At 41.5% G+C, this 19,992-nt stretch carries 17 protein-coding genes and 1 pseudogene; 13 read left to right on the top strand and 5 right to left on the bottom strand.

Annotated elements, in window-relative coordinates; all coding sequences use genetic code 11:
* Nucleotides 1–8 precede the first annotated feature (8 nt).
* Nucleotides 9–1,943, top strand: a complete 1,935-nt coding sequence (locus QSJ46_RS18790; protein WP_285605157.1) for an AMP-binding protein — start codon at nt 9–11, stop codon at nt 1,941–1,943.
* A gap of 28 nt (nt 1,944–1,971) precedes the next feature.
* Here the strand turns inward: QSJ46_RS18790 and cysI are convergent, their stop codons facing one another.
* Both cysI and QSJ46_RS18780 read right to left on the bottom strand, forming a co-directional pair.
* A complete protein-coding gene (gene cysI / locus QSJ46_RS18785; RefSeq protein WP_059377376.1) occupies nt 1,972–3,690 on the bottom strand; it encodes an assimilatory sulfite reductase (NADPH) hemoprotein subunit in 1,719 nt (572 codons plus the stop codon).
* A 33-nt stretch (nt 3,691–3,723) separates the two neighbouring features.
* Nucleotides 3,724–5,544 (bottom strand): assimilatory sulfite reductase (NADPH) flavoprotein subunit, encoded by a 1,821-nt coding sequence (locus QSJ46_RS18780; protein ID WP_047203414.1) that lies wholly within the window; start codon nt 5,542–5,544, stop codon nt 3,724–3,726.
* A 243-nt stretch (nt 5,545–5,787) separates the two neighbouring features.
* Between QSJ46_RS18780 and QSJ46_RS18775 the strand changes: the two genes are divergently transcribed.
* Nucleotides 5,788–7,038 carry an MFS transporter gene (locus tag QSJ46_RS18775; RefSeq protein WP_047203415.1) on the top strand — a complete coding sequence of 417 codons (1,251 nt, stop codon included), beginning with the start codon at nt 5,788–5,790 and terminating at the stop codon, nt 7,036–7,038.
* 120 nt (nt 7,039–7,158) lie between these two features.
* Here the strand turns inward: QSJ46_RS18775 and QSJ46_RS18770 are convergent, their stop codons facing one another.
* Nucleotides 7,159–8,586: an aldehyde dehydrogenase family protein gene (locus tag QSJ46_RS18770; protein WP_285605156.1), complete on the bottom strand. Its 1,428-nt coding sequence runs from the start codon at nt 8,584–8,586 to the stop codon at nt 7,159–7,161.
* 212 nt (nt 8,587–8,798) lie between these two features.
* On the opposite strand from QSJ46_RS18770, the gene QSJ46_RS18765 reads away from it, so the two are divergent.
* The 3 genes from QSJ46_RS18765 to QSJ46_RS18755 are packed head-to-tail and all read left to right on the top strand — an operon-like array spanning nt 8,799 to nt 10,425.
* The gene (locus QSJ46_RS18765; RefSeq protein WP_039183136.1) at nt 8,799–9,224 is read left to right on the top strand and encodes a DMT family transporter; all 426 of its coding nucleotides are present in this window, start codon (nt 8,799–8,801) and stop codon (nt 9,222–9,224) included.
* Between the two features lie 13 nt (nt 9,225–9,237).
* Nucleotides 9,238–9,918, top strand: coding sequence for a Crp/Fnr family transcriptional regulator (locus QSJ46_RS18760; RefSeq protein WP_047203417.1), 681 nt, complete (start codon nt 9,238–9,240; stop codon nt 9,916–9,918).
* Between the two features lie 21 nt (nt 9,919–9,939).
* Entirely contained in the window at nt 9,940–10,425 is a 486-nt protein-coding gene (locus QSJ46_RS18755) for a DMT family transporter (protein ID WP_047203418.1), read from the top strand.
* Between the two features lie 7 nt (nt 10,426–10,432).
* Here QSJ46_RS18755 and QSJ46_RS18750 read toward each other — a convergent pair whose 3' ends face one another.
* On the bottom strand, nt 10,433–11,839 hold the full coding sequence (locus QSJ46_RS18750) for a phospholipase D-like domain-containing protein (RefSeq protein WP_047203419.1): 1,407 nt from the start codon (nt 11,837–11,839) through the stop codon (nt 10,433–10,435).
* 159 nt (nt 11,840–11,998) lie between these two features.
* On the opposite strand from QSJ46_RS18750, the gene QSJ46_RS18745 reads away from it, so the two are divergent.
* From QSJ46_RS18745 to QSJ46_RS18725, 5 genes are all read left to right on the top strand, one after another.
* Nucleotides 11,999–12,775: a MurR/RpiR family transcriptional regulator gene (locus QSJ46_RS18745; RefSeq protein WP_024425669.1), complete on the top strand. Its 777-nt coding sequence runs from the start codon at nt 11,999–12,001 to the stop codon at nt 12,773–12,775.
* A 130-nt stretch (nt 12,776–12,905) separates the two neighbouring features.
* Nucleotides 12,906–13,820 carry a 1-phosphofructokinase gene (gene pfkB / locus QSJ46_RS18740; RefSeq protein ID WP_047203420.1) on the top strand — a complete coding sequence of 305 codons (915 nt, stop codon included), beginning with the start codon at nt 12,906–12,908 and terminating at the stop codon, nt 13,818–13,820.
* Between the two features lie 12 nt (nt 13,821–13,832).
* A complete protein-coding gene (locus QSJ46_RS18735; protein WP_107164278.1) occupies nt 13,833–15,248 on the top strand; it encodes a PTS fructose transporter subunit IIC in 1,416 nt (471 codons plus the stop codon).
* A gap of 15 nt (nt 15,249–15,263) precedes the next feature.
* Complete coding sequence (locus QSJ46_RS18730) at nt 15,264–15,722, top strand: PTS sugar transporter subunit IIA (protein ID WP_332840657.1); 459 nt, start codon at nt 15,264–15,266, stop codon at nt 15,720–15,722.
* 2 nt (nt 15,723–15,724) lie between these two features.
* Complete coding sequence (locus tag QSJ46_RS18725) at nt 15,725–16,594, top strand: class II fructose-bisphosphate aldolase (protein ID WP_047203423.1); 870 nt, start codon at nt 15,725–15,727, stop codon at nt 16,592–16,594.
* 38 nt (nt 16,595–16,632) lie between these two features.
* On the opposite strand, the gene QSJ46_RS18720 is transcribed toward QSJ46_RS18725, so the two are convergent.
* Complete coding sequence (locus QSJ46_RS18720; RefSeq protein ID WP_212040540.1) at nt 16,633–18,153, bottom strand: MDR family MFS transporter; 1,521 nt, start codon at nt 18,151–18,153, stop codon at nt 16,633–16,635.
* A 171-nt stretch (nt 18,154–18,324) separates the two neighbouring features.
* Here QSJ46_RS18720 and QSJ46_RS18715 point away from each other — a divergent pair, with 171 nt between their 5' ends.
* The 3 genes and pseudogenes from QSJ46_RS18715 to QSJ46_RS18705 all read left to right on the top strand — a co-directional run bounded on the left by QSJ46_RS18715 (nt 18,325) and on the right by QSJ46_RS18705 (nt 19,500).
* Nucleotides 18,325–18,744: a MarR family winged helix-turn-helix transcriptional regulator gene (locus QSJ46_RS18715; protein ID WP_047203428.1), complete on the top strand. Its 420-nt coding sequence runs from the start codon at nt 18,325–18,327 to the stop codon at nt 18,742–18,744.
* Between the two features lie 35 nt (nt 18,745–18,779).
* Nucleotides 18,780–18,908 (top strand): annotated as a pseudogene (locus QSJ46_RS18710) (DUF6262 family protein); the annotation flags it as partial.
* Between the two features lie 118 nt (nt 18,909–19,026).
* On the top strand, nt 19,027–19,500 hold the full coding sequence (locus QSJ46_RS18705; protein WP_285605154.1) for a GNAT family N-acetyltransferase: 474 nt from the start codon (nt 19,027–19,029) through the stop codon (nt 19,498–19,500).
* Nucleotides 19,501–19,992: the final 492 nt, after the last annotated feature.

The raw sequence follows: 19,992 nt of genomic DNA, 5'->3' as shown, positions 1-19,992 counted from the left end.
GCGGCCTCATGATGAATCAAAAACCAGCGTGGATCCCCGAGGAGCAGATGATCAAACAAACACGTCTTTACAAATGGATGCATTCACTTGGTTTTTCTACTTACGATGCGTTCTATCAAGCTAGTATCGACCATACCGATTGGTTTTGGAGAGAAGCTGAAAAGGCGGTCGGTATCGTGTGGAAGGAGCCGTATGAAGCCGTTTTAGGCCAAGATTCATTCATGTGGCCCAATTGGTATAAAGGCGGCTGGCTCAACGTGGTCGAAACGGCTGTTGACAAATGGGCAGAGAATGAAGAAACCCAGCATCAACTAGCCGTGATTTGGAGAAATGAAGCGGGAGAAGAAAGTAGATGGACGTTTCTCGAACTTCAGGAAAAGGTCAATCGTCTCGCTGCTGGTTTTTTGAAGAAGGGAATTCAAAAAGGGGATGTGGCGGTCATTTATATGCCGATGCTTCCGGAAACAGCTGCCGTCATGCTTGCCTTTGCAAAGATTGGTGTCATCTTTAGCCCAGTTTTTTCTGGCTATGGAAGCGAGCCTCTCGCCGTACGTATTCGTGCATCGGGGGCAAGCATTGTCGTCACAGGCTCAAGCGTGACGCGCCGAGGAAAAACGATCAACATGCGTGAATGTGCGGCAGAAGCGATCGACAAAACCAAGACCGTCAAAACAGTCATTGTACACGCTTCCTCTCCAACTGGATATAAAGAGGATATCAAGCTAAACGATTTGTTAAAAGAAGAACCAATGAGTGAAACGACTTATCTTTCAAATGAAGATCCTCTTATGATCTTATACACGTCTGGAACAACCGGTACACCAAAAGGGGCTGTTCATACCCACGCAGGCTTTCCTGTAAAATCGGCTTTTGATGCTGGTCTTTGTATGGATGTTGCAAAAGGAGACCGCTTGTTTTGGCTCACAGACATGGGATGGATGATGGGGCCATTTCTCGTCTTTGGCGGTTTGATCAATGGAGCTGCAATTGTTTTATATGACGGCGCCCCCGATTATCCAGATGAACAGCACCTTTGGTCATTCATCCACGAGCAAAAAGTCACCCATTTTGGACTTTCACCAACTTTTGTTCGATCTGCAATGCAGCAAAACCTTGCAGACATTGAGCTGCCGCATGTCAAAGCCATCATTTCTACAGGTGAACCGTGGAATGAAGCACCATGGAAATGGCTTTTTGACACAATTGGTCAAAAGCACATTCCGATCTTAAATTACTCAGGGGGAACAGAGGTTTCTGGCGGTATTGTAGGAAGTACGCTGCTTCGTCCAATCAAACCGATCCTTTTTAATGCGGCAATCTTAGGAATGGCGGCAGATGTGTTTAATGAGGCAGGACAGAGCATGATGAATGAGGTAGGGGAGCTTGTTGTGAAAAAGCCATGGGTCGGTATGACATGTGGATTTTGGAAAGATCCGGAGCGATATGAAGACACATATTTCAAACGATTTGATGGGGTGTGGACACACGGTGATTGGGTGATGCAATCAGAGGATGGCGCATTCCATATCACGGGCAGATCGGATGATGTCATTAATACAGCAGGAAAACGCGTCGGTCCAGCTGAAATTGAATCCATTCTTGTCGGGCATCCAGCCGTACATGAGGCTGCTGTGATTGGAGTCAAGGATGAGGTGAAGGGAGAAGCACTTGTTTGTTTCGTTGTTGCCAGTTTACAGTCTTTCGAAGAAGCAGCACTCATTTCAGAGCTTAAAACTCATGTTGGTTCATATGCGGGGAAAGCGCTCACTCCAAAGGAAATTCATCTCATTTCAGCTTTACCGAAAACAAGAAACGGAAAAATCGTCCGGCGTTTATTAAAAGGCGCGTATGAGCAGCTGCCTTCACCCGATCTATCTTCTTTAGACAATCCGAAGGTGTACAAAAGCATTTGCGAATACTTGAAAAGGAAACAAAGTATATAAAAAAAGACAGGAGAGATCCCTGTCTTTTTTATTGCACATGAAAATTCGTGCCATCTGTTGTTGCTTTTACAATTCCTGCCCGAATCACAAAATCACCGAAATGTTCATCCTCTTCACGTTCTTTGGCATAGCGGGGGAGAAGAGAGCCAAGCTCGTTTAAAATGTCTTCTTCTCCAACATTTTCTCGGTACAATTTACTTAATCTGCTGCCATCGAAAGCAGCGCCAAGATACATATTGTATTTGCCAGGTGATTTCCCGATAAAGCCAATTTCACCTAGTGCATGACGGGCGCATCCATTTGGACATCCAGTCATACGAATCGTGATTTCTTTATCACTTAAGCCGTTTTCTTCGACAATCTCTTCAATTTTGTCAATCAAGCGCGGGAGGTAGCGTTCTGCTTCTGCCATCGCTAAACCACATGTTGGAAGAGAAACACAGGCCATTGAACTGCGGCGGAGTGCCGAGTGCTGCTGGCCAGCTGATAAACCGAACTCCTGAATGAGCTGCTCGATTTGTTTCTTTTTATGCGTTGTGACATTTCCAATCATTAAATTTTGATTCGCTGTTAAGCGGAAGTCACCTGTATGAATCTTCGCGATTTCACGAATGCCTGTCATCAGCGGGTAGTCATCGTAATCCGTGATGCGGCCGCCTTCTACAAACATCGTATAATGCCATCTGCCATTGATGCCTTTTACCCAGCCATAGCGGTCACCGTTATGATCAAAGTGATAATCTCTTGCGTCTAAAAGGGTAAACCCTAGGCGGCGTTCAAGCTCTTCTTTTACATTCTCAAGACCGAGACGGTCCACTGTATATTTAAAGCGGGCATTTTTTCTCACCGAACGGTTTCCGTAGTCACGTTGAATAGTGATCACTTGTTTGGCAATCTCTACAACTTGTTCCGGTGTACAAAAGCCAATCACTTTTGCAAGCTGAGGATAGGTCGCTGTGTCACCATGCGTCATACCCATTCCGCCGCCAATCGCGACATTAAAGCCGACTAATTGATCATTTTCAATAATCGCAATGAAGCCTAAATCCTGCGAAAAGACATCAATATCGTTAGCAGGAGGGACCGCCACACCAATCTTGAATTTTCTTGGCAGATAAAGCGGACCATACATCGGCTCAACCTCTGTATCAGGCGTTGCCGCTACTTTTTCCTCATCAAGCCAAATTTCATGATATGCTCTTGTTTGCGGAAGCAGGTCATCACTTAATTTTTTGGCGAGCTCGTATACGTCATGGTGTACTTCTGATTGATAGGGATTTGACGTACACATGACATTACGGTTCACATCACCGCAAGCAGCGATTGTATCAAGCATAGTAGAGTGGATGTCTTGAATGGTCTTTTTCATGTTCCATTTTAAAATACCGTGAAGCTGAAAGGTTTCACGAGTTGTCAGCTTTAACGTACCGTTTCCATATTTATGAGCAAGCTCATCCATCACAAGCCACTGCTTGGATGTAGCAATTCCGCCAGGCAGGCGGACGCGCAGCATAAATTGATAGGCAGGCTCAAGCTTTTGTTTTTGCCGTTCATTTCTCAGGTCACGATCATCCTGTAAATAACTGCCATGATGCTTCATCAGGCGGTTGTCATCATCAGGAATACCCGCTGAAATCGGATCAAGCATCACTTCTTTTAATGTACCCCGTAAATAATCACTTTTTTCTTTGATTTCCTCTACGTCGCTCGGAGGTCCATCCGGCGCTGTTAATGCTGTCTTCACCATGTAAGTAAAAGCTCCTTTCTCTCAAGCATTCAATCAATATACGTCACGCTGATAGCGTTTTTGCTGCTGCAAGTTGGCTAGATAGCTTTCTGCTTTCTCTTTGCTCATCGCACCTTCTTCTTGGATGATTGATAGAAGGGTATCATGAACATCATGCGCCATATGTTTTTCATCTCCACAGACATATACATAGGCACCTTGCTCCAGCCATTCGAATAATTCTTTACTTTGTTTCTTCATTTGGTGCTGGACATATACTTTTTCCTCTGAATCTCTTGAAAAAGCCACATCCATTTTCGTTAACACACCATCTTTTAACCACTTTTGCCATTCGGTTTGATATAAGAAATCCGTCACAAAGTGCTGATCACCGAAGAACAACCATGACTTTCCATCTGCACCGACTTCCTCACGCTCCTGCATAAATGAACGGAAAGGGGCGATACCTGTGCCTGGTCCCACCATAATGATCGGTGCATCATGGTTTTCAGGAAGCTTAAAGTTTTGATTGTGCTGGATATAAACAGGTAGCTTATCACCTGGCTCTAAGCGCTCCGCACATAAGATTGAGCAGACACCTTGACGTTCTCTTCCGTGAGCATCATATCTCACAGCACCGATCGTCAAATGAACTTCTTCTTCATTTGCTTTAAGGCTGCTTGCAATGGAATAAAGGCGTGCAGGAATTTTTCTTAAAATCGCAGCGAAGTCTGCCGCTGTTCCTTCAAAAGGACCGAAATCACGAGCAGCATCTACTAAATCTCTTCCTGCTATATACGCTTTTAATTTTTCTTCGCTTCCTTCTTCTAAAAGGGCCTGCAAGGCTTCGCTTTTTGTAAAGGACGCCATCTTTTGAAGAAGAGGTTTTGTTAATACGGTAATCTCAAAATGAGAGGTGAGTGCTTCTTTTAAAGGAAGCGTGCCGCCGTTTTTATGAACGGTGACGGTTTCCTCTGCATTCCATCCGCATGTTGTGATCAGTTCATCAACAAGCGCAGGATCATTTGTTGGATAAATACCAAGGCTGTCACCTGGCTCATAAACAAGTCCTGATCCTTCAAGAGAAAGCTCCAAATGACGGGTTTCTTTGTTAGAGCCGCGGCCATTTAGGTTGATATTTTCAAGCACTTCAGCATAAAAAGGATTTGTTCTTGAGTATTCAGATGCAGCGGTTTGAGTGTTTACTCCTGCTGATTCCTGCTGGGTTGCTGCGGCTCCGCCTTCACTAAGTGAAGATGCCACCCCTTGAAGCCATTCAGAAAACGGCTCATCATAATCAAGGTCACAGTCCACTCGATCGAAAAGACGCGTTCCGCCAAGCTCTTTTAAACGCTCATCAAATTCTTTACCTGTTTGACAGAAGAATTCGTAAGAGCTGTCACCAAGTGAAAGGACAGAAAAGCTTAAATGATCAAGCTTTGGTGCACGTCTGCCGTGAACATATTCATGGAAAGAAAGGGCATTATCAGGCGGATCTCCCTCACCATGTGTGCTGACAATGATCAGTAAATTGTTTATTTTTTTCAGACTATTTGGTTTAAAATCTGACATAGAAGAGAGCGTCACTTGAAAACCTTTCTCTTCAAGATGCTGCGCTGTCTTTTTTGCTAACCCTTCAGAATTGCCTGTTTGCGAGCCATAAAGCACGGTCACATCTTTGCTGACAGGCTGCGCTGGTGCTGCAGCAGAAGGAGAAGGGGTTTGGGCAGTATTTTCTAATCCGGTTAAAGCTGCCTGTGCTGATAAATAACCGGTAAGCCAAATTTTTTGCTGATCTGTTAAAGTCGGAAGCAGCTGATTAAGCAGTTCTGCCTGCTGCTGACTAAACGGACTGTTCAATACATGAAGTTGCAACGATATCCACCTCACAAGGAATATAAACATAGATTAATTCGATAGGAATTATATATATAGGTTCAATTTGAACTTTACCGAAAGTTTGCCATTAAGTAAAATATATAATATTGATTGTCATGATTAAGATTTCTAATACCTTTATAATTAAACCGGATATAAAATTCAAAAAGTTTATTCAAACCTCGTTTTATTTTTGAGATAATGACATAAAATTTACATATTTTGAAAGAGGTAGGTTAGATGTCACAATTTAAAACGATCCATGAAAAGGGGAGCTATAGATGGGTTATACTCATAATAGCTACCTTTTCACAAACGTGTGCAACATTTGTAAATTACGGAGTAGGTCCTTTAGCAACATTTTGTCAAGAAATATATAACTTATCACAATTTCAAACAGGTTTAATTGTATCAGCTGTAAATATTGGCCCTATATTCTCTATGCTAATATTCGGTAACATAATGGATAAATACGGTGAGCGGTGGGTTGTAGGAATAGGCTCAATCTTACTAGGACTTACCATGTTAATAACAATTCCTGTTAATGAATATGTATACCTTTTGATTGTTCTTGCTTTTGTCGGGGTTTGGTATGGGACGGCTCAACCAGGGGGGAGCAGTGCAATCATCAATTGGTTCCCTAAAAACAAAAACAGAGGACTTGCAATGGGGATTCGTCAAACTGGAATACCACTTGGTGGTGCTTTAGCTTCAACATCCCTACCTTTTTTCTTTTATAATTATGGTTTATCTTCAGTTAAATTAACACAAGCTATTGTAGCAATTGCAGGTGGTATAATCTTTTCAATTTTCTACAAAGATCATGGAATGACTGCGCAAAGACAACAGAATGATCGTTTTTTTGAGAAAATTAATAAGATCAAAGCAAAATCGAGTCTTTATCCAGTATTTTTTATTGGAATGAGTATGATTTCTTTACAATTAATCATATTAGCTCACCTGATGAGTTATCTAAGCAATACCTTACATATATCATTAAGTATTTCTGGAACGTTGTTAAGTGTGGTTTTAATTGGCGGTGCAATTGGACGGATATTGTTAGCATGGATGAGTGACAATTTGTTTAATGGAGATAGAAGTAAGCCATTACAACTTACAATATTATTAACTGTCATTATTTTAATTGTTCTAGTCTACTTTTTGAATTATCTTCCACTATGGGGACTTTATATAATTTGTTTCATTTTAGGTTTTTTAGGAGTGGGATGGTACAGTTTATTTATTGTGCTAATGTCTGAAAAAGCAGATAAAGAGTTTATTGGATTAACTGTAAGCTTTGGTTTAACTTTAAATCAAATTTTTATTGTGCTGGCACCCTCCCTATTTGGCTTATCAGTGGACTATTTTAATGGATATAAACTACCGTTCTTCCTATTAATATTGTTTATATCAATAGGGGGTATATGGCTTAACTTATCGGAAAGAAACAATAAATGTCAAACACAAAAAGAAACTGAAAACAACCTTTAAGATAGAAAAAACACATCTTTAATGAATATCAAATGATGTTTTCTACTTTCTAAAACTTAAAATAATCCTTTTTTATTAAGAAAGGGGAGAAAACCTTAGCGTTTTTCTCCCCTTAGAAAATTATGCTGTTGGAAGTCCCATCACAGCTTTCACTTCTAAATATTCCTCGATTCCGAAGTCGCCCCATTCTCTTCCGATACCAGATTGCTTAAAGCCGCCAAACGGGGCAAAGTAATCTGTTTCGGCATTGTTAATGGTAATTTGACCAGCACGAATATGTTCAGCTACATATTTTAATGTTTTTTCATCTTTTCCAACCACATACCCAGCAAGACCGTACACTGTATCATTGGCAATCTCAAGGGCATGATCAAGGTCTTGATATGTGATCACACTCATGACGGGTCCGAATATTTCCTCTTGTGCAATGGTCATATCATTTTTCACATTTGTGAAAATAGTATGCTTGGCGAAATACCCTTTGTCTAGTCCGTCCGGCTTCCCAGTTCCCCCAGCAAACAGGTTAGCACCTTCTTCAATTCCTTTTTCAATATAAGACTGCACGGTATCCCATTGCTTTTTGGAGACAAGCGGGCCAGTGGCGTGATCTTCTCGCGGATCACCAACTGTAAACTTCGGCAGGGCATTCAGCAGCGCTTTTTCAAATGCCTCTTTCATTGATTCAGGAATCAGCACACGTGTAGCTGCGGAACATACTTGACCTGTATTCATCGCAATATGATGAACGGCTGTTTCGGCTGCCTCATCCACATCTGCATCATCTAAGACGATAAGAGGGGATTTCCCGCCGAGCTCAAGAGCCACTTTCTTAATATTGTCTGCAGCGTTCTCCATTATTTTAGAGCCGACAGCACCTGATCCAGTAAATGAAACAAAGTCAATATCAGGGTGTGAGCTAATGCCGTCACCAATGACGTCACCAGTTCCGTTAACTAGGTTGAAGACTCCTTTTGGTACGCCTGCTTCATTAATGATGTCTGCAAGAATCATTGCGGCAAAAGGTGTAACTTCCGCAGGCTTTAAGACGACTGGTGAACCTGCTGCAATGGCACCTGCGATTTTAAGTGATGTTTGATTCGTTGGGAAATTCCAAGGTGTAATCAATCCGCTGACACCAATCGCTTCTTTTATAATGGTATGCCCGCCGCGGTCCTCAGTAAATGTATAAGATTTAAGTGCTTCCGCTGCTTTAGAAAAATGTTCATGTCCCATTTTGTAATGAACCTCTTCTGATACTTTCAGCGGTGCACCGAGCTCTTGTGTCATGACCTCAATCAGTTCATCCTTACGTTTTTCGTAGCCGCGCACAATGTTTTCCAGCATCTTTACGCGTTCATTTCGAGATGTTTTTGAGAAAGAAGGGAAGGCGGCACGAGCAGCTTTGACTGCCTTATCTAAATCTTCTTTTGTACCTAAACTAATGGTGCCAATGACTTCCTCTGTAGCAGGATTGATAACCTCTGTCGTTTCGTTTCCTGTTGATGCGATCCATTCTCCGTTAATAAAATGTTTCTCTTGATTTCTCATTCTGACATGTCTCCTTTTTATATGTGATTCCATTCAATATTCTGTTTTCAGGTGATATAAAACTGTACCCACTGTGAAAAATCTAAAACGATGAAACTGTAAAAGAAAAAGTTTCTGATATAATACGCAAAGTGGGACATATGTCCTTTTCAATATCAGGGCATCTATCATTTAATGGAACTAGACTGAAAAAAGAAGGAGCATTTGAACGAATGAAAGGTGTTATTTTCGCTTTATTAGGAGGCGCTTGTATTACACTGCAAGGCGTAGCAAACGCAAGAATCAGCCAGGATATCGGGACATGGCAGGCGGCAACCATCACGCAGCTGACCGGTTTTGTTATCGCACTTATCATTTTACTGATCGTACGTGACGGACACGTTCGAGAATATCGAAAGGTGCAGCCGCTTTATTTAGTAGGCGGCGCATTTGCAGCCATTATTATTTTTAATGAAGTCACTGCGATTCAAATGATCGGTGTCACACTGACGATCGCTGCTTTACTCATTGCACAGCTGGCATTTACCTTTGCAATCGATGCAAAAGGATGGTTTGGTGTACAGAAGAAGAAAATGAAATGGCCGCATTATGCAGGAATTCTATTGATGATCGCGGGTGTAATCATTTTAAAGCTATAAAGGAGGGCGTCAGATGGAAGAGCTTCATGATGAATGTCTATTTTCCTCTTATCTAAAAGCACATCAATTAGAAAACGTCTTTCATCAGAAACTCATATCACATGTCAGCTTATGGCGCTATGAGCAAGGTGAGCTGATTTGTTCAAAGGGAGATCAGAGGGAGCACTTGTACTTGTTAGTAAAAGGTAAATTAAAGATTTTCACCACCACAAAGGAAGGGAAGACCTTTATTCTTTGTTTTAAACATCCTCTTGAAGCGATTGGAGATATTGAATACGTTCAGCAGACAGATATGGTCAATACAGTGGAGGCTGTCACAGAAGTACATATGCTAAGGATTTCTCATCAAGCACTCATGCGACATGCAAAGGATGACCCCCGCATATTAACCTTTTTATTAAAAGGGATTACAAACAAATTTTATACGAAATCAAACGATTTGAGCTTCCACCTTTTATATCCTGTAGAGGTCAGACTCGCAAGCTACTTATTGTCTGTGTTAACAGGGGATAGCAGCGCGAGCGCACTTCGTCTTACTGATGCGGCGAGCTTAATTGGTACAAGCTACCGTCATATTAACCGGGTGATTCAGCAATTCTGTGAAAAAGGGCTGATAGAGAGGCAAAGAGGCGAGATTACGATTCTTGACCGGAAGGGGCTCTTAGAAATAGCAGAGCACAACATTTATGAATAGAAGAAATGAAGGGATTCAGACATGATCATAGGAATAGGATTAGCCATCGCGGCTGGCGCACTCGTCAGCTTACAAACCATTTTTAACAGTAAGGTCAATGAGCAGACAGGCTCTTGGTCAACAACCACTCTCGTTCTAGGTATGGGCTTTATTGCTTCACTTTTGATGGGTCTTTTGCTAGAAGGAACCGGCATGTTTCAATTAAGACATATGGAAGCGTGGTACTGGATTAGCGGAGCCATTGGAGTAGGGGTGGTCATCTGCCTCGTTCAAGCAATCAAACGTCTTGGTCCGACTTATGGAATCTCAATTGTCCTGATTTCACAGCTTGGCTGCGCGCTTTTGTTCGATTCGCTTGGCTGGCTTGGGTTAGAGAAAGTGGAATTTTCGCCCGCAAAACTATTAGGTGTCATTGTGATTGTTGCAGGGATCTTGGTGTTTAAATTGACCAAATTGGAACCAGCAGAAGAGGAGCAATCAAAAGAAAAAGGGCTGCCACAAGAGTAGCTGCCCTTTAGATCAACCGCCGCCATAAAACGGTTATCGCGGATAAACCATTTAAAAGGAGCCTTTTCATCACAGGCTTTTTTTTCTGCCCATAGGCGTCCGCTTTATAGGCTGCTTTGTCCTTCGCGACGAGAATACTATAGGCGATTTTACGTTCGATTGCCTGAGTAAGTGATAGCGCAAACGGGGCACTATCAATGACCAAAATCGACTCTGTATTTAAAAAACTAGACCTCGCATCTAAATTATATGTCCCAATAATACTTAAATAATCATCAATGACCATCGATTTCGCATGAATGGAATACGGACCTTCATATTCGTACAAATGAACGCCTGTTTTCATCAGTTCCTTTTTCGTGCTTAAGTAGCCTGCAAAAGCTAAAGGATTTGGTGTCGCTGTAAGAGAATTCGTGACAACTGTTGTTTGAATCTCGCTAGCTAATGGAGTGAGGCCGTCCTTCATGGGGCGTGTCGGGATAATATAAGGCGTCTGTATGAGCACAGAACGCTTTGCCCGGTGAGCAAGATCGTTTAATTTTTTCAGTACAAGAGGACGCTTATTGAAGCGCTCCACTGGATTTGTAAAGAATGCAATCTGTTTTACTGGGGTGGTATCTGCTGCCCAATTAAAGGACGACATCACAAAAGGTTCTTTCGTACGCACTGCCTCCTGATAGGATCTAAGCAGTTTCTTTCTTAGTTTTAAGCCTTTTTTTGCTTTTTGCTTGGAGAACACGGCTTTTGTTTTTTTCGTAAATTCATGATTCCATAAATAAACGAAATATTGCTCCATTTCATCTAATACTTTTCCTTTTTTGCCGTTATAAAGCAGCACATCGCGGTCAAATGCGAAGTCTTTCGGCGGCTGATCTGCAAAGTATTTATCACCGATATTCCTTCCGCCCATCACAACCACTCGGCCATCTGCCAGCAGCAGCTTATCATGAAGGCGGTTATGCCAAGTCCATGGCTTAAATAACCGAAAGGGCTCATAAAAACGAATGGCCATGTTCGGGTGATTTGCCACGGCATACCGTAAATGCTTCAGCGGTCCACGCAAACTGTGGCAGATGCCGTCTAAAAGCAGCTGAACCTTTACCCCTCGATCAGCAGCTTCAATTAAAGCACCTAGTACCCATTCGGCTGTTTTTCCCTTTTGAATGGAATAATAACTAAGACGGATCATCCTCTTTGCCTCACGAATCATTTGAATTCTGGCCTGGCCAGACTCAAATCCATCGTCAAGAAGCATCACTTGATTTGTGCCCTGATCGTCTCCTGAGATGGAAGAGGCTTTATAGATACAATGTTCTTTGCATGTTTTTTGAATCGGTAAATAAAACAAAACAAATGCGGTCAAAAAGACATAAACGACATAGAGAAGGATCAGATAAAACAAAAGATGAAGCATACGGATCAGCTCCTTTCACATAGACACAACTTTTCCTTAGTTTATGTCAAAAATAAAATTTCACTCATTTTCGCCTTTCACCTAAATACATGACAAAAGAATCATCTTGTTTTTATTGGGCATTTAATTATAGTATGAAATGAGTAAGGGGGAATCGAATTGAACGAATCATTATTTAACATCCCAAGCGATGTATATCAAACGTTAAGTGAAACAGAACGTTATTTACTCAATTATATTCACCAGCATTTAGAGGATATCTCCACCTTATCCATTGTCACTTTAAGCGAAAGAGCCAATGTATCGACAGCCACAATTGTCAGACTGATGAAAAAAATTGGTTATAATGGCTATACATCCTTTAAATATCGATTAAAACAAGAAAAGAAAATGACAGATGCAAGCGACCAGCTCAAGAATATTGATGAAGACATCAAACTAGCGATTCGGAAAAATGAAGAAGAGGTTTTAAAGACGATCCAGCTGCAAAGTATTGGACAAATTGAAGATGCCGTTCAAAAAATACATAATGCAGACAAAATTTATATTTTCGGCAGAGGCTTCTCAGAAATGATCGCCAAAGAGATGACCATCAAATTACAGCTCATCGGGAAAACATGTGAAGTACACGACGATCCGAATATCATTCGGCTGAAATCGCGAGACATTGAAAAAAGTGAGCTTGCCATCTTTGTTTCATTAAATGGCGAAACAGCTGAGCTCGTTGAAGCGTGTCAAAACCTCAGCATGAAGCAAGTCACAACCATTACGGTCACGACAAGAATAGATTCTACATTAAGCAAAATATCAGATATGACACTAGTCGGATATAAAGGGGAACAATCTTTCTTCCCAGATTATGAAGTCAGATCCCGCCTGTCTCTCCATGTCATTGCCCGCATTTTACTCGATGCCTATGTGATTCGAATGAAATAACCAATAAGAAAGCCTTCGAGACTTTGATCTGGAAGGCTTTTTCTCATGAAAACCTTTACACATTCTGAAAACATTTTCACTGAATCGTATGAGATACTTTCTTTAGAGAAAAGAAAGAAGGTGAAACCAATTGATTTATACCTGCACCTTAAATCCTGCTATTGACCTATATATTGCATTAAAAGAAATGCGGGCAAATGCAGTCAACCGTACAGAAGATGAAGATTATCAGCCGAATGGAAAAGGCGTGAACGTGTCGATTATGCTAAAGAAATATGGCTTCACCAGCACTGCATTAGGATTTATTGCTGGGTTTTCAGGCACTTATATTGAACAATCCTTAAAGGATCTTTCCATTCAGACCGATTTTATCTCGGTAGAAGGAATTACACGCATTAATGTTTTTATCAATACGACAGAAGAATACAAGCTCGTGAACCAGGGCCCTGCGATTGAAGAAAAAGCGCTTCACGCCTTTCGTGAGAAAATTGCAGCTATCCCGCAGGGGGGCATCCTCATCATGTCAGGCAGTCTTCCAAAGGGCGTTCCTGCCAGCATTTTTTCAGAAGTAGCAGCTATTTGCCATCAACAAAGCGTCAAGTTCATTTTAGACACAAGCTCTGCAGCGGTTCTTGAGACGCTCCAATACAAGCCGTATTTATTAAAACCGAATGAAGAAGAAATTGCTGCTTTTTTCGGCAAAACACATCCTCTGTCAGAAAAAGAACTCATTCAATCAGGAGAAAAGCTTATTGAGATGGGTGCAGAGCAAGTGCTTATTTCCCGCGGGGGAGAAGGGGCTTTGTTCATTACGAAAGGCGCCGTCTTAAAAGGAAACGCACCGACAGGCATTGTAGTAAACACAGCTTGTTCAGGAGATGCGATGCTTGCAGCCTTTCTTAGTAAACAGCTTGAAGGACATTCATCTGAAGAATGCTTACGCTACGGCATTGCAACAGGAGCCTCTACCGCGTTTTCGAAAGGCTTAAGTGATTTACATGACATTGATTCATTGATTGAGCAAGTACACATACAGAAGATATAAGGGGGAATACACATGAGCCGTAAAAAAATTGTCGCTGCAACCGGCTGTCCAACAGGCATTGCACACACATTTATGGCAGCTGAAGCATTAAAAATCGCTGCTGAGCAACTAGGGGTCGACATCAAAGTCGAAACGCATGGTCAAGTAGGAATTGAAAACGCTTTAACTGATCAAGACATTGTGGAAGCAGATGGAGTCATTGTGGCAGCCGACAAAGATGTGCATACAGACCGTTTTCACGGCAAACCACTGATTGAAGTGCCTGTAGCCAAAGGCATTCGCACGCCGACTGAACTGATTCAGAGCATTATCAATGGAGATGCTCCCGTTCATCAAGTGAAAGGAAGAGCTTCTGGAACAGAGAAACCATCTGCTCCTTCATCCTCTCAACAAAAATCGGCAAATAAATGGATACACACCATTTATAAGCACTTAATGAACGGTGTATCACACATGCTGCCATTTGTCGTTGGAGGCGGGGTCTTAATAGCTATTTCCTTCCTATTCGGAATCTACTCTGCTGATCCTCAGCACGAAACGTATCATCCGTTTGCTGCCTATTTGAAAAGCATTGGCGGACTTGGCTTTAGCTTAATGGTACCAATTTTAGCAGCATTTATCGCTGATTCAATTGCAAGACGCCCAGGGATGGTCGTCGGTTTTATAGGAGGGCTCCTTGCAAATGATGGAGGTGCTGGCTTCTTAGGCGGTATTATCGCAGGTTTTGCAGCAGGATATATCATTTTATTGCTTCAATTCTTGCTTCAAAAATTACCAGCATCACTTGATGGATTAAAATCGATCTTCATCTATCCTGTCATCGGTATTTTCTTAATTGGGGCTGTGATGACACCTCTATTAGTTCCAATCACAGGCTTAAATAATTCATTAATGGATTTTCTTTCAGCAGTTCAATCCACGAATCCGCTGCTCTTAGGTTTAATTGTTGGAGCGATGTGTGGATTTGATATGGGCGGTCCATTTAACAAAGCAGCCTATGTCACAGGAACGGCATTACTTGCACAAGGTAACCTTTACTTCATGGCAGGTGTGTCAGCAGCATGTATCACACCACCACTTATCATTGCGATTGCTACAACCATTTTCCGAAAACATTTCACGCCACAAGAACGAAATGCTGGGGCAATCAACTATATTCTGGGGGCGACACATATTACAGAAGGAGCCATCCCATTTGCAGCAAAAAACCCAGTCGTTGTCCTGCCAATTATCATGTTTGGCTCGGCCATCTCTGCTATATTGACATATTTGTTTGGCGTACAGGTTCCAGCTCCGCACGGTGGATTTCTTGTTCTTCCAGTTGTCACAGGTGCTTTCCAATGGGTGCTTTCCATACTAATCGGATCAATTGTAGGTGCGATTCTATACGGACTTTACCGTAAAAAAATAGACAAACCCGCAGTTTAAGAGGGAGGAAGGGAAATAATGGAACATATCTATATGAATCTTCACGAAACAGCTTCTTCACAGGCTGGCGTGTTCGCAGCCATTGCTGACATTGCCTACAAAGCAGGTATTTGCACCTCACCAGAGGAAGTCAAAAAAGGCTTAGCGGAAAGAGAAGCTCTGAGTACAACCGGTTTTCAAGATGGATTTGCCATTCCGCATACACAAACAGAAGCCATCACGAAATCAGCACTTGTGATCGTCCGCACGGAAACAGGAATTGAATGGGACGCTTTTGATGGGAAGCCTTGCTTTTTCTTCTTATCCTTACTGATCCCTAAAAGTGAAGCAGGGACCACTCATTTAAAGGCTCTTTCTGCCCTTTCACGAGGCTTAATGGATGAAACGAAACGTCAAAAACTGCTGGAAACAAGAACAAATAAAGACATGCTGGCTGTATTAGAAACGGATATTTTAACGAGAGAGGATGTTTGATCATGCCTTTACTTTCAACAACACCAATGCTTGAGGCTGCGAAAAAAGAAAAATACGGAATTGTGGCATTCAATGTACACTCCTTTGACAGTATCTATTGGGTACTCGAAACGGCAGCAGAATTAAAGTCACCTGTGATATTGCAAACAACGGTTGGAACGGTTCAATCTCTTGGAGCAAAAGCGATTGCAGATACAGTGAAGGCGGCGGCTGATCAATATCAAATCCCAATCGGTCTTCACCTCGATCATTGCACAGACTTTGATGTGATTCTCACCTGTATCAGAGCGGGATATACATCCGTTATGATCGATGCATCTATGCATTCATATGAAGAAAATGTTCGTCGCACAAAAGAAGTTGTGGACCTCGCATTAAAAGTAGGGGTGAACGTTGAAGCAGAATTAGGCAAGGTAGGCGGTGTCGAAGATGATATCGTCGTTGATGAAAAGGATGCTGAAAAAGCCGTTCCATCAGAATGCCGTCAATTTGTAGAAGAAACTGGGGTGCCCACTTTAGCGCCTGCGATTGGTACTGCCCATGGCATTTATAAAGGGGTGCCGGATATTGACTTTGCCCGCATTGAACAAATTGCGGACCTGGTCGATGTACCACTTGTTCTCCACGGTGGTTCTGCTGTACCGGATGAGGATGTGAAGCGATGCGTTGCACTTGGTATGGCAAAGGTGAATGTCTCAACTGAATTGAAAAATGCATACTCCGAGGCCATACGTGATCATTTCTCAAATGAACCTGAAAGCTTAGATCCGCGTATGTATTTACAAAAAGCAAAACAAGCAGCAAAAGACATGGTCCAATCGAAAATACGAATCGTTGGCAGTGAGGGCAAAGCCCATCCGCTATATCAATAAGAAAAAAAGCAGAGCTGCAATTGCTCTGCTTTTTCACATTATTCGTTTTCTTTCATTTCATTTGATGTACGTACTCGTGCATTTCCCATAAATACGACTGTAATCGCCGCAAGTGCAATCGGGAATAAAGCAAGTAAAAATACATACGTAATACTTTGTGACATCGCATCGATAACTTTATTTAAAATATCAGGCGGAATTTGTGAGCGGGCACCTTCTTGGAAAATAGCCTGTGGATCGCTTATTTGGGAAGGGGCTCCTTTCATTCCGCTAAAGGCATCAGCTAAACGATTTGTCAGCACATTGGTTTGAATTGTCCCGAAAATCGTGACACCGAGTGTCATCCCAAGTGATCTCATAAATGAATTGGTCGAGTTTGCACTGCCTCGGTAGCGCGGCTCAAGATCATTCATTGAAGCTGACGGCAGAAGGGAGAAGCTGAACCCTACCCCAAAGCCTGATATCATCATAAAGAGTGTGAGCCACAGTCTTGCTGTATCTGGTGACATATTGGCAAGCAGCAGCATCCCAGCGAAAAATGAAATGACAGAGATGGTCATAAGACGTCTGAAAGGCACTTTCGTCTGCATCGTTCCGCCAATCATACTGCCAATGACTGATCCAATCATCATCGGTGTTAAAATAAACCCTGCACTTGTCGCAGATTCACCGTACACCGCTTGCACGAAAATAGGAATAAAGACGGCAAGAATAATGAATGTCCCGCCATATAAAAACGCCAAAATTTGAGATGTTGCAAATAATCGATTTTTAAACATCCAAAATGAGATAATCGGTTCCTCAGCTTTACGCTCAACAATAAAGAAGATCGTACCGAACACAAGAAACACAGCAAAAAGGGTGAGGATTTGCACCGAATCCCAAGCATAAGATTTACCGCCAAGCTCAAGGGCGAACATTAAGCTGACAACCGCAACGACAAGTGTAATAGCACCTGACCAGTCGATTTTCTGCTTACGATGTTCAAGCGATTCCTGATAGTATCTGGCGATCAAGAAGACACTGACAATACCGATTGGTACGTTAATATAAAAAACCCAATGCCAGCCGATCGAATCCGTAATAATAGCACCTAAGAGCGGTCCGAGTACACTTGATAAACCAAAGACAGCTCCAAACATACCAGACATTTTTCCGCGCTTTTCAGGCGGGAAGATGTCAAAGATAATTGTAAATGCGATTGGAAGAAGGGCACCGCCTCCAAGCCCTTGAATGGCTCGGTAAATAATGAGCTGATCCATCGTTTGTGCGATACCGCACAGCGCTGATCCAATTAAAAAGAAAATAAGTCCAAACAGAAAAAAACGCTTTCGACCATACATATCAGAAAGCTTTCCGTAAATAGGCATTCCCGCCATTACTGCCACCATATAAGAAGCCGTCACCCAAGCAAATTTATCAAAACTGCCCAAATCTGCTACGATGCTTCCCATCGCTGTTGCAACAATGGTATTGTCCATCGCTGCCATAAAAATACCTAACAGCAAACCGATGACAACAAAGCGAGTGGATGCCTTGCCTTTATCCACATGATTCATTTCATTTACCTCCTGCTTACGTTCTCTCATTATTTTTGCTATGATCAACTTAAATATTAAAGTAAGAGAACATTTATCTTGATGATCAAGATAAATTGATTTTAAAGGGAGGAGAACAAGTTGTCAATAAAGAACGAGGCTGAAGACAGAGCAACCCAGATCATCCATACAATGAGGCGCCTCGCCACACGAACCGTTTTATTCCACCAAGCGGCCGCCCAATCACTTGGCCTTTTTCCAACAGATCTCAAATCCGCCGATTTATTAAACGAACTCGGCCCCCTCACAGCAGGGGAATTAAGTGAAAAAACAGGCCTTAGCTCAGGTGCAGTCACAGCTCTTATTGACCGCCTTGAAAAAGCGGGCTACGCCAAAAGAGAAAAAGACCCAAAGGACAAACGAAGAGTCATCATTGTCCCATTAACAGCAGGGAAATCACAGGTGAAAGAACTCTTTCGATCCTTATCAGCATCAACCAAACAGCTCACAAACGAATACAAACCAGAAGAATTAGATTTAATCATTCAATTCATTTCAGAAGCAGCTGAAATAATGGAACAAGAGCTGCAATTGCTTAAGTCTAAATCGTAAGAAAGCACACTGATGCGTTAACTACACCGAAATAAGTAAAGCGAGAAATGAACGAAAACAACAAAGATGCTCTCATTGCAAAAAACAAAAAGTTGGAAGAGGAAAATAGGCAATTAAGAGAACAACTGATAGTAGCATATGCAGATGTCTATAAAAATTTATAAGAGAGAACAACGTTCACCCTCCTTCAACTAACGGAGCAGTATAGCGTAAGAAGAAGTTGATGAAATAATTATAAGTATATTAGGATGCTTATCCTAAAAAGGGGAGGTATAACAGAAAGTGGAGATTATAAAGTTTAAGGAAACTGATACAAAAGAGATTATTTCATTGTTTTATGAAACAGTTCATTCCGTAAATTCAAAAGATTATTCCCAAGTACAATTGGATGCTTGGGCACCAAGAGATGAAAAAGAATATAAAATTAATTCTTGGAAGGAATCATTGGAACAAAATATAACATTTGTTGCTAAAGTTAATGATAAAGTTGTTGGTTTTAGCGATTTAACGCATACCGGGTACTTAGATAGACTATTCGTTCATAAAGATTATCAAGGACAAGGTATAGCCACAGCTTTAGTTGATATGCTCGAATCCGAGGCAAAGAAACTAAATCTTTTAGAAATTGATACCGAAGCAAGTATTACAGCTAAGCCATTTTTTGAACATCTAGGTTACAAAATTGTTTGTTCACAAACTGTGGAAAAAAAGGGGGTTAAGTTGGCTAATTTTAAAATGCTAAAAAAAATAAAATAATAATTTTCTTGTTATGCTAACAGGTGCGTTAGTTTAAGAAGGAAGGGTATAACATATTAGTGATATAAAATATGTTATACCCTTTAATTTTTTTCAATTTAGGTCTTGATCATTTTTAGGATAGAATATGTTGATTTTAAAATAACAAGAAGATTTGGTGGCGCTTTCCGTTGCACGACTCAGCCATTACTGCGTCAATAAATACATCCTGAATAAGAACTTCTTTTTTATGTTGATCATCGTATAAAAGACAAGAAAAATGAACTGATTATGTTGTCCAGAAAGAAGAACCTGCGGACGCTGATCATTGAGCACTTTAAATGCCTTGATTGGTGTCCGTTTTTTGAAGAAACGCACCTTTCTCTGATCAAATAGAAGCTGTTTTTGTATCTTTATTCCTATTTCATGACATTCCTTGTGTTGGTAAAATTGACCTTGTCAATGAATAGGAAGGAGTGAATTCTGCTGGGGAAGATACTTGATGCAAAAGCA

This window comes from Bacillus sp. YKCMOAS1, from assembly GCF_030268125.1.
GTDB classification, from domain to species: domain Bacteria; phylum Bacillota; class Bacilli; order Bacillales; family Bacillaceae; genus Bacillus; species Bacillus safensis.
This window is presented reverse-complemented; position numbering and strand designations above follow the sequence as displayed.